The 15,633-nt window shown below is 45.4% G+C and carries 10 protein-coding genes; 5 read left to right on the forward strand and 5 right to left on the reverse strand.

Translation table 11 applies throughout. The features are described from left to right. Nucleotides 1-28 precede the first annotated feature (28 nt). Nucleotides 29-3,031: a glycoside hydrolase family 55 protein gene (locus DWY55_RS07630; RefSeq protein WP_005831968.1), complete on the forward strand. Its 3,003-nt coding sequence runs from the start codon at nt 29-31 to the stop codon at nt 3,029-3,031. 106 nt (nt 3,032-3,137) lie between these two features. Here the strand turns inward: DWY55_RS07630 and DWY55_RS07635 are convergent, their stop codons facing one another. The 5 genes from DWY55_RS07635 to DWY55_RS07655 form a co-directional block, all read right to left on the reverse strand. Further along, nucleotides 3,138-3,584 carry a hypothetical protein gene (locus DWY55_RS07635; RefSeq protein ID WP_005831967.1) on the reverse strand — a complete coding sequence of 149 codons (447 nt, stop codon included), beginning with the start codon at nt 3,582-3,584 and terminating at the stop codon, nt 3,138-3,140. A 66-nt stretch (nt 3,585-3,650) separates the two neighbouring features. Further along, complete coding sequence (locus DWY55_RS07640) at nt 3,651-4,751, reverse strand: DUF6340 family protein (protein ID WP_008665247.1); 1,101 nt, start codon at nt 4,749-4,751, stop codon at nt 3,651-3,653. 170 nt (nt 4,752-4,921) lie between these two features. Continuing rightward, a complete protein-coding gene (secA, locus tag DWY55_RS07645) occupies nt 4,922-8,257 on the reverse strand; it encodes a preprotein translocase subunit SecA (protein WP_005831963.1) in 3,336 nt (1,111 codons plus the stop codon). Between the two features lie 97 nt (nt 8,258-8,354). After that, nucleotides 8,355-9,923 carry an alkaline phosphatase family protein gene (locus DWY55_RS07650; RefSeq protein WP_005831961.1) on the reverse strand — a complete coding sequence of 523 codons (1,569 nt, stop codon included), beginning with the start codon at nt 9,921-9,923 and terminating at the stop codon, nt 8,355-8,357. Beyond that, complete coding sequence (locus DWY55_RS07655; RefSeq protein WP_005831959.1) at nt 9,923-11,143, reverse strand: DUF4105 domain-containing protein; 1,221 nt, start codon at nt 11,141-11,143, stop codon at nt 9,923-9,925. Before DWY55_RS07655 ends, DWY55_RS07650 begins: the two co-directional genes overlap by 1 nt. A 505-nt stretch (nt 11,144-11,648) precedes the next feature. Here DWY55_RS07655 and DWY55_RS07660 point away from each other — a divergent pair. The 4 genes from DWY55_RS07660 to lptC are packed head-to-tail and all read left to right on the forward strand — an operon-like array spanning nt 11,649 to nt 15,631. Further along, complete coding sequence (locus DWY55_RS07660) at nt 11,649-12,380, forward strand: type III pantothenate kinase (protein ID WP_005831955.1); 732 nt, start codon at nt 11,649-11,651, stop codon at nt 12,378-12,380. Next, nucleotides 12,367-13,629, forward strand: coding sequence for a hypothetical protein (locus tag DWY55_RS07665; protein WP_005831954.1), 1,263 nt, complete (start codon nt 12,367-12,369; stop codon nt 13,627-13,629). The genes DWY55_RS07660 and DWY55_RS07665 overlap by 14 nt, the downstream gene beginning before the upstream one ends. Before the next feature lie 45 nt (nt 13,630-13,674). Continuing rightward, the gene (locus tag DWY55_RS07670; protein ID WP_005831953.1) at nt 13,675-15,000 is read left to right on the forward strand and encodes a tetratricopeptide repeat protein; all 1,326 of its coding nucleotides are present in this window, start codon (nt 13,675-13,677) and stop codon (nt 14,998-15,000) included. Between the two features lie 4 nt (nt 15,001-15,004). Further along, nucleotides 15,005-15,631 (forward strand): LPS export ABC transporter periplasmic protein LptC, encoded by a 627-nt coding sequence (gene lptC, locus DWY55_RS07675; protein ID WP_005831952.1) that lies wholly within the window; start codon nt 15,005-15,007, stop codon nt 15,629-15,631. Nucleotides 15,632-15,633: the final 2 nt, after the last annotated feature.

The following is a 15,633-nucleotide window of genomic DNA, read 5'->3' on the forward strand; positions in this document are numbered from 1 at the left end:
GAAAATCCATATTAAAACAATCTGTGTAATGAGAAATTATCAAATAATGAGATACCTGCTGATAGTCTGTTGGATTATCGGTAATATGCCGTCCGGGTGGGCGGCAGAGGGTGGTTCCACCTATACGCAAAGACCGGACGATCCGGAAGCATTCTACTTTACCCCGGAGAATTACGGCTTCAAGGCTGATGGAAAGTCCGACGTGACCGATGCACTTCAAGAGGCAATCAATCAGGTGAAGCGCGAAAAGAACTTTGGGATACTGTTTCTGCCGGAAGGAAATTATCGTATTAGCAAGACGATTCAAATTCCCTCATCCATTCGGCTGATTGGTTATGGGAAGAAACGGCCGGTGATTTATTTGGGAGCCGATACACCCGGTTTCCAGACTACTCAAAATTATATGATATGGTTTACGGGAGGGCTGGCACAAGAGGGCAGGAAGCCTTCGGATGCCGGTGCAGGTACTTTCTATAGTGCGGTGTCCAATGTGGATTTCCGTATAGACAAAGGTAATCCTCAAGCCGTCGCCATTCGTGCGCATTTTGCCCAGCATGGATTTATCAATCATTGCGACATTCGGATTGGTTCGGGGAAAGCCGGCATGTATGATGTTGGCAATGAACTGGAAGACGTCAGGTTTTATGGCGGTGAATATGGGATAATTTCCTCCAGGACTTCTCCGGGATGGCCTATGATGATGGTCGATACTTACTTTGAGGGGCAGAGAAAGGCGGCTGTCTATTCAAAAGAGGTGGGGTTTGCCATCGTCAATATGCATGTGAAGAATACGCCCGTTGCCTTTGAAATGGCAGAGAATCTGGCAGACCGTCTTCATGTGGAGAATTCGTTGTGGGAGAATATTTCGGAAGCTGGTGTCAGGGTGAGCGTAGAGGGAAATACTTTTTCGCAATTGAATCTGGTGAATGTGGATTGCAGGAATGTTCCCGTACTGGTGGGCTATGCTCAAAGTGGAAAGAAAGTTGCCGGAAAAGCAAAAATGTACAGAGTCAAGGAGTTTACTTACGGTCTGGTGTATCAGGATTTGAATGATGCTTCTTCTTTCAGGGAAATATGTGAAATAGAGCCGGTGGCAAAACTGCCGGTTACACTTGGCAAGGACCTTCCGGTTCTTCCGGCAATGGAGACATGGGTCAATATCCGAGACTTAGGGGCAAAAGGTGATGGCGAGACTGATGATACGGAAGTTTTTGAGAAAGCTGTCTCTTTGCATAAAAACATCTATGTGCCCCAGGGTTGGTATCGCCTGACGAGAACGTTGAAGCTGTCTCCCGGTACTAAGCTGATTGGGCTGCATCCTTTTGGGACTCAATTTCTGTTGAAGGAAAGCGAGCCTGCATTCAGTGGTTTCGGCGTGCCTGTGCCTTTGGTTGAATCTTCCGAAGGTGGCGACGACATGCTGAATGGCATAGGTATTAATACCGGTGCGTATAATTACCGTGCTGTCGGCTGTAAATGGATGGCGGGTGAGCGCTCGTACTTGAATGATGTGAAGTTTGTAGGCGGGCACGGTACCTTGCGCAAACCTGCTCCGAATGCTTCCGGACAGTCGTCTTACCGCAGGGACGAGCGTCGGATTAGTTCCCCGTCTTCTCCGGTCATGGAAACCGGTAAGGATATGGCTTGGGACAACCAGTATTGGAGTTTGTGGATTACAAACAATGGCGGCGGGACAATTAAGGATGTTTGGACAGCCAGTACGTATGCTGCCAGTGGGCTTTATATTAGCGAAACGAAGACTCCGGGACGTATTTATGCCATGTCTTTGGAGCATCATGTCCGTACTGAAGCCCGTTTCCATAATGTGGCCAACTGGAAAATTTATGCTTTCCAGTTTGAGGAAGAAGGTCGTGAAGGGCCTGATTGTTATATGGCAGAAATGTCCAATTGTCAAAATATCGAAATGGTAAATGTGTGGATGTATCGCGTTATCCGTGCCTTTATGCCGAAGAGGATAGGTTTCCGCATATGGGATTGCAAGAATATCACTTTCCGTAATATGCACAATTATACGCAGATATTACCAGTCATAGAGTTTCCTATATATGATATGAATAAGAAGTTGCCCGTTTATTCGTGGGACTTTGCCCGTCTCACTGTTTCGGGTAGCGAGAAGAGCCTTCGCCCTTCCTGCACGGTCATGGACAAGCCAGTGAAGCTGGCTACCGGTTTTGAACTAGCCTCCGGAGCTACTACCGACAGTAAAGGAAATATCTACTTCTGTGAAAACCGTCTGAAGAAAATCTATAAATGGTCGGCAGACACGGAGCAGATTACTTTGATAGCCGATTATCCCTGGAAGCCTTTTACATTGGCTACTGATACGCAAGACAATCTACTGGTTATTTTCCGCTATGACCCTCAGCCGGGTTATCTGGTGAACGGCAAGCAGGAAACGGTAGTGCGCTTGCCGGATGATAATCCGATGTACAGTGGTTGGGGTAACAGTGGCTGGAGTGCTTGGGGGTATTCTTTTAATCCGGATAACGTGGATGCTACGATGAAGCCTATGCCACGTGTCGTTACAGCCAGTATGAAGAATATACAGAAAGTCATTCACCCTTCCAGTCGTTGGAGAGGTGACTTTGACAAGGTGGTTGCCAGTATGCCTGAGTATAGTTTTGTCGCTCCGGATGGCGTGACAATTATTCCGGATACCTATGATTTGGGGCGTTCTTGTGCTTTGACTGTTACAGTGCCCGGTCAGTCAGAACCGGTTTATATTGTAAATGAGATGAATAAAACGACAGTACAACTTTCTGTTGGTGTGGATGGCCGTTTGACAGAACAAGGAATAATATGTCCTTATGGCCAATACAGTAATGTGACTGATGCTGACGGGAATGTTTATGTTGCTGATGGTGAAATATTTGTCTATGACAAATCTGGTAAAGAGCAGAGACGTATTCAGATAGAAGAACGCCCGATTTCCTTGGCAATTGGTGGAAGGCAGAAGGATATGCTTTTTGTTACCACCTCAAGTTCTTTCTATGGAATTAAGATACGTTAGGTATTGTATAGGTAAAAAAGAATTAGCCCCTGCGGTCGTTTTATATCGCAGGGGCTAATTTATTATAAGAAGGTCTCTTTTCCTTATAGGCTGATTGTTTGGAATATTATTTTTCCAGCAGCTCTTTCAGAAAAGAATCCAGTTCCTCATCCAATCCTTTCAGTAGCTCTTCATTGACCAATAGAGTATCATCATCCATCAGCAACAGTTCTGCTATTGTTTCTCTATCATCATCCACCAGTACAAAAGAGAATGGTTTCAGAATAGTCAGCTTGTCGAACTTTCCTTCATTTTTCATGTTGCAGAGCAGTGAGGACAAGATACGCTCTACATTTTCGTAGAAATCATCCCCCTCGTATGTCATCCATTCTTCAATGGAAGTATTGGCAAGCTCTTCATCTTCATCATCAAAGATAGACAGTTCGCCCGAATTCTGATTCGGTTGCAGATGAATGTCTGTAACGATAGTCTGTTCGCAACCGCAGGTGTATTTGCCGATTGCTTTTTTAAGAGTGTCCTCCAAGAGTGCTAATGACGATTGACTGAGCTTCATAATAACTTTCTTTTCTTAATGGTTGTTCAAAGGTATAAAAAAAACGGTTATCTCTGCATCATTTGACTAAAAATCATCATCAAATCTGTTCATTTGCATGTTCAGGCGTGCCATTCCCTCTTTTCGTTTCTCCAATTCGTCTACATACATGCTGATAAAGATATAATAGGAGATGGTTCCATCATGTATTTCGCCTGTCTCTTTTTTGTCTGTCTTGCTTTTCTCACGGGCAAGGGTTTGCGCTTTTAATGCCCATTCCAAGGCAGTATCTATGCTGTCTTGCATTTCGTAGCCCAAAGCGGTGTTATAGGCTGCATACATTTTCTGTTTTCCTTTTTTTGTTTCGTAGGTCTGCTTCCAGAGCTCTACTGCTTTACTCCAATTTTCTTCTTTGGCATATACGGCTGCGTCACGCATATTTACAGAACCACCACTGAAGAGATAGCGGTTACTGGTTTTCCAATAGGGGAGTAGATGTCTTACCGGAACCGTTCCTGCAAATTCAGATGCTTGCTTCACCATGTCTTCTTCGCTGATGAGGCGGGAACGTACTGACGCTTCACCATTTCCTGCCTCTTCCCAGAAAATACTGTCATTGCTGTTGACGGTCACCATAGGACCTTTGCGGTTAGGTAAATATATTCTGACGGTAGTATATACCTTTACATCCACTGTGCCGAGGAACACACCCCAGTCGGGCATATAACTTATCTTGCGATTGGAACGCATTTGTATGTTTTCCAGGGCTATCAGGAAATCTACGTCCAAATTCTGTGTAAGTTCCAGTACTTCATCTCTCGATAATGTGCTTTCGCGGGGATTGATGTCTTTACTCCGGAGGGCAGAGTCGCATATCACAACCTCTTCAAAGTAGTTTTCGTTGGCAAGGGCCTCTGCAAGGGATTCGGTTGTTATTGCGGCGTCTCCATTGTAGTAGTTGGTGAGGCGTGCCACCTCATTCTCGCTTTTTTTCTGTTCTTCCTCAGTGATGATGAGTTTGTTGTCCGGTACGTTTGGCATGTTGTTGACAACAGCCACACGTTTCAGTGTTGCCGGGAAACTGACTTCTGCCGGAAGCATATAATCAATGGACAGTTGTTCTACACTCTGGCAGCTGCCTAACAGCAGAGACCCCATCAATAACAGACAATAGTGATATTTGGTCATAGTCTTTGGTTTTGTTCTTTGGAGCAAAAGTACTCTTTTAGCTGAATATTCAAAAGCTGGAACGAATAAAAAATGTGATAATGTGGTAGGAGAAAAAGTGATAGGGTGATAAAAGATACCTGACGGTATCATCTTATCACCCTATCGCCTTATCATTTTATAGCTTTGCTTTATGCATTCCGTCCGTGGCAGTTTTTGTATTTCTTACCGCTTCCGCAAGGACAAGGATCATTGCGTCCTACGGTCTTCTCGGCACGGATAGGTTCGCGTCTTGGTTGTTCACGTGTATCTTGTGCCGCAGCGGCCTGCTGGTTCGGGTCATTCAAATCAACCTTCTGTTCGCGATACTTGCTCATATCCTGGCGTTGTTCCGGAGCAGCCTGGCGCACCTCTACTTGGCGGGGAGCCTGGGGAGCCTCAGGGGCTTCAGCCGGAGCCTCTTGTACCGGGATTTGTCCACGCATTAAGATAGAGATAGTCTGATTATTAATCTTATTCACCATGGCATCAAACAAGTTCACAGATTCCAGCTTGTAAATCAGCAGCGGGTCTTTCTGCTCGTAACTTGCATTCTGCACGGAGTGTTTCAGCTCGTCCAGCTCGCGCAGGTTTTCTTTCCATGCTTCGTCGATGACGTGCAGCAAGATGGATTTCTCGAATGACTTCACCACCTCCTTACATTCTGTCTCATAAGCTCTCTTCAGGTTGCAGGAGATGTTATACATACGTTTTCCGTCTGTGATGGGGATAAGTATGTTTTCGTACATGTGTCCCTGCGTTTCGTATACTTGTTTGATGACCGGATAGGCTATCTGTGCCATACGTTCTGTCTTGCGTTTGAAGAGTTCCATGGCAGCGTCAAAAGTTCTGTCTGCCAGTTTTTCTTTCTTCTCATTACGGAATTCCTCTTCGGTGAAAGGTACTTCCATGGCAAGTGTCTGGAGCACATCCATCTTGCAGTTTTCGTAGTCGGGCGCTTCAATGGCATTGGCACAACGGTCCCAAATCATGTTCACGATATCCATGCCGATACGTTCGCCCATCAAAGCGTGGCGGCGTTTGGTGTAGACTACTGTACGTTGCTTGTTCATCACGTCGTCATATTCCAACAGACGCTTACGGATGCCGAAGTTGTTTTCCTCAACTTTCTTTTGTGCACGTTCAATGGACTTGGAAATCATGCCGTGTTCAATCATTTCACCTTCTTTGAAACCCAGTTTGTCCATTACACTGGCAATGCGGTCACTGGAGAACAAACGCATCAGGTCATCTTCCAAAGATACGAAGAATACAGAAGAACCCGGGTCGCCTTGACGTCCTGCACGACCACGTAACTGACGGTCCACACGGCGTGATTCGTGGCGTTCTGTACCGATGATGGCAAGACCGCCTGCAGCTTTCACTTCCGGACTCAGCTTGATGTCGGTACCACGGCCGGCCATATTGGTAGCGATGGTTACAGCACATTTCAAACCGGCAGTAGCCACAATATCCGCTTCCTTCTGATGCAGTTTGGCATTCAATACACTATGTTCAATCTTACGCATGGTAAGCATTTTGCTCAACATTTCAGAGATTTCAACAGAAGTGGTACCCACCAGTACGGGGCGTCCTGCTGCCACCATTTTTTCTATCTCTTCGATGACTGCTTTATATTTTTCACGTTTTGTCTTGTAAACGCGGTCATTCATGTCATTACGGGCAATGGGGCGGTTAGTCGGAATAACCACTACATCCAGTTTGTAGATGTCCCACAACTCGCCGGCTTCTGTTTCTGCCGTACCGGTCATACCGGATAGTTTGTGGTACATACGGAAATAGTTCTGTAATGTAATGGTGGCAAAAGTCTGGGTGGCAGCTTCTACTTTCACGCCTTCTTTGGCTTCGATGGCTTGGTGCAAACCGTCAGAATAACGACGTCCTTCCATGATACGTCCCGTCTGCTCATCCACAATCTTCACTTGGCCGTCAATTACCACATATTCGTCATCTTTCTCGAACATGGTGTATGCCTTCAACAGTTGGTTGATGGTATGCACACGTTCGCTTTTGATGGCATAGTTGGTCATCAGGGCATCCTTCTTTTCAAGGCGCTGTTCGTCTGTCAGCTCTGTTTCGTTTTCCAAGGCAGAGAGTTGCGCTGTGATATCGGGGAGTACGAAGAAAGTGGGGTCCTCTACATTGCTACTAATCAAGTCTACGCCCTTGTCCGTCAAATCCACGCTGTTCATTTTCTCTTCGATAACGAAGTACAGCGGGTCAGTCACCTCGTGCATGCGCTTGTTGTTCTGCTCCATGTAGATTTCTTCGGTCTTCAGCATACCGGCCTTGATGCCTTGTTCGCTGAGGAACTTGATGAGTGCCTTGTTCTTGGGCAGGCACTTGTGACTGCGGTACAAAGCGAGGAAGCCTTCTTCCTGGTCTTTCTTATCGTTTGATGCAATCAGGCGCTTGGCATCGGCCAGGTATTGGGTAGCCAGTTTTTTCTGAGCTTCTACCAGACGTTCCACTTGCGGGCGGAGCTGTTCGAAGAGTTGGTCATCGCCTTTGGGAACCGGTCCGGAGATAATCAGCGGAGTACGGGCATCATCAATCAATACTGAGTCCACCTCATCGACAATGGCATAATTATGTTGGCGTTGTACCAGGTCTTTGGGGCTGATAGCCATGTTGTCACGCAGGTAGTCGAAACCGAATTCATTGTTTGTACCGAACGTGATATCTGCCAGATAAGCTTTGCGACGGGCATCAGAGTTGGGCTGGTGCTTGTCGATGCAATCTACACTCAAACCGTGGAACATGTAAAGAGGACCCATCCATTCGGAGTCACGTTTTGCCAGATAGTCGTTCACTGTTACCACGTGCACGCCGTTACCAGTCAGGGCATTGAGGAATACCGGTAGGGTAGCTACCAATGTCTTACCTTCACCGGTTGCCATTTCGGCAATCTTACCTTTATGTAGAACCACACCACCGAATAGCTGTACATCATAATGTACCATGTTCCATACAGTATCGTTACCACCTGCTATCCAATGGTTCTGGTAGATGGCTTTATCGCCTTCGATGCGTACAAAGTCTTTAGTGGCAGCCAGTTGGCGGTCAAAATCGGTAGCTGTAACCACTATTTCTTCATTTTCAGAGAATCGTTTGGCTGTTTCCTTTACAATAGAGAAAGCGGTGGGTAATACTTCGTCCAGCGCTTTTTCATAAATCTCCAATATCTCTTTCTCGATTTTGTCGATTTGGTTGAAGAGGTCTTCGCGTTTTTCCAGTTCGGTATCTTCAACGCTGGCTTTCAGTTCTTCCACTTTGGCGCGTTGTTCGGCTGCCGAATCGTGGATGTAGGCTTTCAGTTCTTCTGTCTTGGCGCGTAGGGCGTCGTTGTCGAGTTTGGCTACTTCCGGGTAAGCGGCTTTGATTTTCTCCACCCACGGTTGTATTTCTTTCATGTCGCGTGTGGATTTGTTGCCGAAAATCGAGCTTAAAAATTCATTAAATCCCATTATATATTTGTTTTTATTATTATTGCTGAGTTAGTTGAGCGTGCAAAGTTACTGATTTCTATACAGATTATCCAGATTTGCACAGATTATTTTAGAATCAAAAGTCAAGGGGAGATGCTGTACTTGCATTAGGGGCGCGGATGCGCATTACACTTGCCAAGGTAGGGGCAATGCGGTCAATACTGATGGGGGTACGGATGGTTTCAGCCTTCATTCCTCCTCCCAATAAAATGAGGGGAGCAGGAATATCGGCCGTACGTACTACACGGTTATCAGTACTATTTTCCTGCATGATAGTCCAGCCCGGGAGTATTTCAATGAGCAAATCGCCAGAGCGCTTGCGATGAAAACTATTGCGTATACGTTCTATTTGCGGTGACCAGGGGCCCAAAAGCAGGCGATGAGCTGAATATACTTCGCTCACGCCACTAAACTGAACCAGAAATTCGGCAGATTTTTCTTGAATTTCAGTCAGGCTCAACTGCTTGTTCTCAATAAGTTTATGGTTGAGATAGATTTGTTGGTCATAATAAGCTTCCACATATTGTCCCTCGCCATAGGATGCCATGAGGTACATGTTTAGCAGGGCGGCACAGCGGTTCAGGTAGAATTCACCACCCGGTATCCGGTATACGCCCGGGTCGGCTGCTTCCGGGTCGGCATAGCCGGTGGAGGTGATGCAGAAAAGTACGTTGTGGAGCCCAACTTTACGTTCTATGAGCTCTAATAAGGAAGCTATACTACGGTCCAGTCGCACGTAGGTGTCTTGCATTTCCATGGCACATTCCTGCGTACTTCGGTGGTTATAATTTCCTGCGTAGTAAGTCAGCGATAATAGGTCGGGCACGTCATCTTGTCCGATAGTGCTCTTATTTAGCAGCTCTTCGGTCAGCAGGTTGACTTCCTCATTGATGAAAGGGCTGGTTATCAAGCGGCGGAACTTGTTTGTCCGTTCACCATCCAGCTTGTATTTGAATGGCTCGTTGCGCCATTCGGGCAGAAATGTATAGTTGGTAAAAGGAAGTGCAGGTGTCCATACCATATCCTTGATACGGTAGTCAGGAGATTTCCGGTCGTTGTATTGGCTCAGCCACCACGGAAATTCATTATAATAAGTCGTACTGCACCATTTTCCGGTATTGTTATTAAGCCAGAAAGCACCGTTCCCCGCGTGCCCGGCACCCAATATGGCGGCATCGCGGAAAGGCGCGATGGCATAGACCAGACCTTTGTTGCGGGTAGCTATTTTCAGCTCGTCGGCAATAGTAGAGGTCAGTAATTGGGAGGGGGAAGTGCTTTCGTCGGTATAGTTGCCCATGAAGTTGGGGTCTTCTACACAGTTTATGGGGCGTAGTGTACCTGCATCCAGCCACTGCTCTGCAATGATGCCGTTCATGGACGGTGTTGTCCCGGTATAGATGGCGGCAATGGCCGAGGCTCGGTCCGTTCCGCAAAAAGGAAATTCTGCTTGACGGAATACTTTACCTTCACGCAGTAAGCGCTTAAACCCCTTTTCTCCGTATAAGGACGAAAATGCTTCCATATAGTCTGTACGCAACTGGTCAATGGTCAATGTTACCACCAGCTTTGGGGAGGCAGGCAGCGGTTGGGCTTGCAGACCACTGAATGTAAGTGCGAGTATGGAAGTTATCAGTCCTTTTTTCATTACTTTCGTTTGTATGTTAGAATGAGGTTGCTTGCAGAACGTATCAGCAAACACAGTGCCAAAGGTAATACTGCTGGCGGAATTCTCTGCGGAATTATTGTCCAAAGCCCTATAAAAAGTGTTAAAACTGCAAAATTAACCAGCATATAGCGGCTTATTTCCCTTTTTCGTACCCTGGATAGCATGAATGGAAGGCAGAAAAGGTGAAATGGATGGAATACAAATAATATATAATTGGGACTTACTGCCGGATGCTGTGAGAATAGTGCTAAAAATGCCAGTATACATCCAGCCATTCCGGCAACCAAGAAGAGTATGAGGTCTATGCCCCAAAGAGTCTTCCCTCTTCGTATGCCGTAAATGCTGATGCCTGCTACAAGTATCAGTAATAGCGAAGCCGACTGCATCGGTGTGATGCCTCTGCTGACGAAGTCGGCTGGTGTTTTACCCGTTATTACGATTTTTTCTTCTTTAGCAACCAGTGGCCGTGTTTGTCCTTCTTTGTCCACAATCTGCGCTTTATTGAAATACTCCTGCATGTAGAAGGGGACGAACATTACCAGCCGCCGGTTGATGGGTTCGTCTGCTTTGCTGCCCATGCATAGGTCCATGCCGAAACGTGACCACAAATGGCCTTCACTGTATTTATGCAGCAAATCCCTGAAAGAGATTCCCGTACTGTTAGCAGTCATATTGTCAGCGTATTGCAGAGTGCCGTTGATGGCACGCTCTATCTGGTCCCGCGGGCGGGTGGCACAATTGTCGTAGAAAAAATTGTAGCGGTATACTCGGTTTTCAGGGCGGTAGTTCTCTGTCAATAGTGCTATCAGGCGTTCTTTTTCCTCTTCTGTTAGGTTTAACGTTTGTTGCCAGACATCGCGTCCCAGATAGTTGTATTCGGCGGCGAAATGCTCATAATCGGTTACTCCAAGTTGATAATCCGTTTCTCCCAAGGCAAAACGGAAGATGAAGTTAGGGGCGTTGAAGTTGAACATGCCGTAATTGAAGACGGCGTCAATGCCACGTGTATAGTTCTCGTACCGTATGGCAGTGTGTCCGAATAGGGAATAAATCTCTCCTCCTGCAGCGCAAGTCAGTAGGCTGACGCGTACGGAGTCTGTTGCAGCAGTCTTTTGCTGTTGTGTCACCTGGGCATTTGCTGAAGGCAAACAGAAGAAAAAGATTGCTATATATATATGTATAAGTAGGCTTCGTTTCATGCTGCAAACTTACGGAAAAAACTAATATTATCCCAATTTGTGATTAGGAACTAAAGCGGTTATTCGCGTTATCCCGGTCATCTGTGTCCGAAGAATCTTTTTTAATTATGAACTTGATACAATTCTTAATTCGCATTATTGGTTGTTTTGAATCAACTGTCGAGTACGAGTGGTAGGTATTTTCTATTTACAAACGATACGGGTGCAAGAAATAGTGGTATATTGAACCTGATTCAGTCGTATACTGAATGCCATTCAATCGTATACTGAATAGGGCTCAGTCGTATACTGAATGTAGCGCATTTAGCTGTATTGATAATCAGGTGGTTGTGGTATGATGTTGCGGCTTTAATAAATCTCAACAGAATGTAGAAGTGGCATTGTGGTTGTTTGGTGTGGATGTGAATAAGAATTCTTGTGCAGTTGTTCTTCTAATAAAGAGATGGTTTCTGCTGAATTTCAATATTAATGTTATATCTTTGCGCCGCTAAATTTATGCAATACGGTGAATCTCATTATTGATATAGGAAATACAATCGCCAAGATGGCGGTGTTTGATGGTGGACGTATCGTGGAGGTGGTGTATGACTCCAATCTGACGTTGGAACGGTTGCCTGAAGTATGCCGTACATATACGATTGAAAAAGCGATAGTGGCTACTGTCATTGATTTGAGTAGAGAGGTGTTGTCGCAACTGGAAGATATGGCTGTCCCCATTCTGTGGCTCAATGAAAAGACTTCTCTTCCGGTAGAAAACCTCTATGAAACTCCCCGGACGCTGGGGTATGATCGTATGGCGGCGGTGGTAGGAGCCAATGAGCAATTTCCTGGCAGGGATATACTGGTGATTGATGCCGGTACCTGTATCACTTATGAGTTTGTCGATGCTGCTGCCCGCTATCATGGCGGGAATATCTCTCCCGGCCTGCAGATGCGTTTCAAGGCGCTTCATCAGTTTACCGGACGGCTTCCAATGGTGGCTCTTGAGGGGCGGATGGTGCCCATGGGGAAGGATACCGATACGGCTATCCGTGCCGGAGTACTGAAGGGTATTGAATATGAAATTTCAGGTTACATTACGGTTATGAAGCATAAATATCCTGAACTTTTGGTTTTTTTAACGGGCGGGGATGATTTTTCTTTTGATACAAACTTAAAAAGTATCATCTTTGCAGACAGATTTTTAGTGTTGAAAGGATTAAATAGAATTTTAAACTATAATAATGACAGGCTATAGACAAACACTGTTAGTGCTCTTGCTCACGATATTATCAGGAGCGGCAGTCGCTCAAAATAATACAAATTCTCCCTATACACGATATGGATATGGACAGTTATCTGAACAAGGCTCGAGCAACAGTAGGGCGATGGGTGGTATTGCCTATGGTTTACGGGACAAGTATCAGACTAACTTTGCTAATCCTGCATCCTATACGGCGGTAGATTCGCTGACTTTTATCTTCGATGGAGCAGTCTCTCTACAGAATACAAATCTCAGTAACGGTACTCTGAAACGAAATGCCAAGAATTCCAGTTTTGACTATATCACGATGCAGTTTCGTGCAAGTAAATGGGCTGCCATAAGCTTGGGGTTGCTGCCTTATTCAAACGTTGGATACAGTATGGGAGAATATCGGGAAGATACGGAATTTCCAGACAAATCTACTACGGTAAGCTATTCGGGAGAAGGAGGCTTGCACCAGCTTTATTTAGGTGCCGGTTTTAAAATAATTAAAAATCTTTCTGTCGGTGCGAATTTTTCGTATCTTTGGGGAGATATAACAAGAACCGCTGCGGAGACCTTTCCGTCCAGTTCAAGTGTATTTCCTATTACAATACAGTCTAATGTGGCTGTAAAGAGTTATAAGTTGGATTTTGGAGCGCAGTACACTCACCAGTTTGGGAAAAAACATGTTGCAACGTTGGGAGTTGTCTTTTCTCCGGGGCATGATCTGAGTAACGATGCGTACGAAGTTACGCAGACTGGTAATAGCAATACGGGAGCTACTTCGGTAACAAGGGATACTGTCGTTACTTGTGGCATTCCGACAACATTTGGCGCAGGTGTGACCTACGTGTACGACAACCGACTGACTGTAGGCGCGGATGTAATGTTCCAGAATTGGAGTAAAGTGAGTTATATGAACAATGACGAGGCGTTTTGCGACCGTGGAAGAATATCCGTTGGTGCAGAGTATCTGCCGAATCCTATGGGACGAAGTTATTTGTCTCATGTGAAGTATCGTTTGGGAGCTTATTATTCCAAACCTTATTATAAGATAGACGGTGTACGTGCCGCTGATGAATATGGCGTTACTGCCGGTTTTGGATTGCCCATACCGAGAACCCGTTCCGTATTGAGTCTTTCTGCACAATACGTGCGAACCAAAGGAACCCAAGCAGCGTTCTTGAACGAAAATACATTGCGCATTTGTATCGGAGTAACCTTTAACGAACGTTGGTTCTTCAAGCGTAAAGTGGATTAATGGAAATTGAATAGACAAAAATATAACAACTAAAATTTAAATACAATGAAAATTAAGACGCTTGTGGCTGTCTTGCTCCTTTCGGGTGGAGTGACCAGCACTTTCGCACAGACTGAAAATTGTAATTCGAACAGTAGTATCTCTCATGAAGCAGTGAGAGCTGGTAACTTTAAGGATGCATACGCTCCTTGTATGGCTGTATTGAAGGATTGTCCTACACTGCGGTATTACACATTTACAGATGCTCAGAAGATTTTAGTGGGTTTCTTGAGTCAGATTAAGGATAGAAATTCTGCTGATTACAAGAAGTATTTTGATGAGTTGATGGATGTATATGATTTGAGAATGAAGTACATTCCTGAATTCATTGGTAAGGGAATGAAGGGTGTGCCGAGTGTGGCTGATGCCTTGGGTGCCAAAGCTGTGGATTATCTTCAGTTCGCTCCTGCTCCGGACCTTAATACGGCTTATAATTGGCTGAAAGAATCTGTTCATGCTGAAAAGGGTGGTTCCAAAGGTGCGGTGTTGCACTATTTCCTGGATACTTCCATGCAGAAGGTAAAGGCTGATGATAATCATACCGACCAGTTTTTCCAGGATTATATTGATGCTTCCAAGTATGCAGATGACGCACTTGCTGCTGAAACCAAGGAAGCTAAGAAGGCTAACTTGCAAGCTATCAAGGATAACCTCGTGGCCATGTTCATTCAGAGTGGTGTAGCTGATTGTGAATCTTTGCAGAATATCTATGGTCCTAAGGTGGAAGCAAGCAAGACTGACTCCGCTTTCTTGAAGAAGGCATTGAACATCCTGAAATTGATGAAGTGCAACGAAAGCGAAGTTTACTTCAAGGCATCTGAGTACATGTATCAGATTGACCCGACTGCCGATGCAGCTGTAGGTGTAGCATACATGTACTATAAGAAAGGTGACTATGACAATGCCGTGAAGTATTTTGATGAAGCATTGGCTAAAGAAACTGATAATGACAAGAAGGCTGAAATGGCATACGCTACTGCCGCAGCCTTGATGCAGGCCAAGAAACTCTCTCAGGCAAGAAGCTACTGCCAAAAGGCTATGAGCTTTAAGGAGAACTATGGAGAGCCTTATATTTTACTGGCACAGCTTTACGGCTCCAATCCTAACTGGACCGATGAGCCTGCTCTGAATAAGTGTACTTACTTTGTAGTAATTGACAAGCTGCAGAGAGCTAAAGCTGTAGATCCTTCAGTTACAGAACGTGCTAACGAATTGATTAGTACTTATTCCCGCCACACTCCCCAGGCTAAAGACCTCTTTATGTTGGGTTACAAAGCTGGTGACCGTATCACTATCGGTGGATGGATAGGTGAATCTACAACTATCAGATAAAATCATGTTGCTACAACCCATCAACATTGTTTATCATAAAAATGCGAGCATAACCATTGTCCTTGGGGCAATGGTTATGCTTCTTTTATTTTCTTCGTGTTCCGGGAAGAAGAAGGAGCTGGGAGATGCCATTACCGAGCGTGACTCTATGGCAGTGATGGATACCCGCGGGGTGACTACACTGGTTTCTGATTCCGGTGTAACGCGTTACCGCATCAATACGGAAGAGTGGCTGGTCTTTGACCGGAAGAATCCTCCTTACTGGGCTTTTGAAAAGGGGGTCTATTTGGAGAAGTTCGACTCTATCTTCCAAGTGGAGGCAAGTATCAAGGCTGATACAGCCTACTTCTTTAATAAGGAGGAGTTGTGGAAACTGATGGGGAATGTGCATATACAGAATTTGAAAGGTGAGCAGTTTGATACAGAGCTGCTGTATTGGGACCAGCGGGCACAAAGAATTTATTCGGATGAGTTTATCCGTATCGAGCAGCCTGACCGTATCATTACGGGACATGGCTTTGAATCCAATCAGCAGATGACTGTTTACACGATTCGCAAGCCGGAGGGTATCTTCTATGTTGACGAGGAGACTGCCGCAGCAGACAGCTTGCAGACTGATACCATAAATTGATA

This window comes from Bacteroides sp. AF25-38AC (assembly GCF_003602995.1).
GTDB lineage: Bacteria > Bacteroidota > Bacteroidia > Bacteroidales > Bacteroidaceae > Bacteroides > Bacteroides uniformis.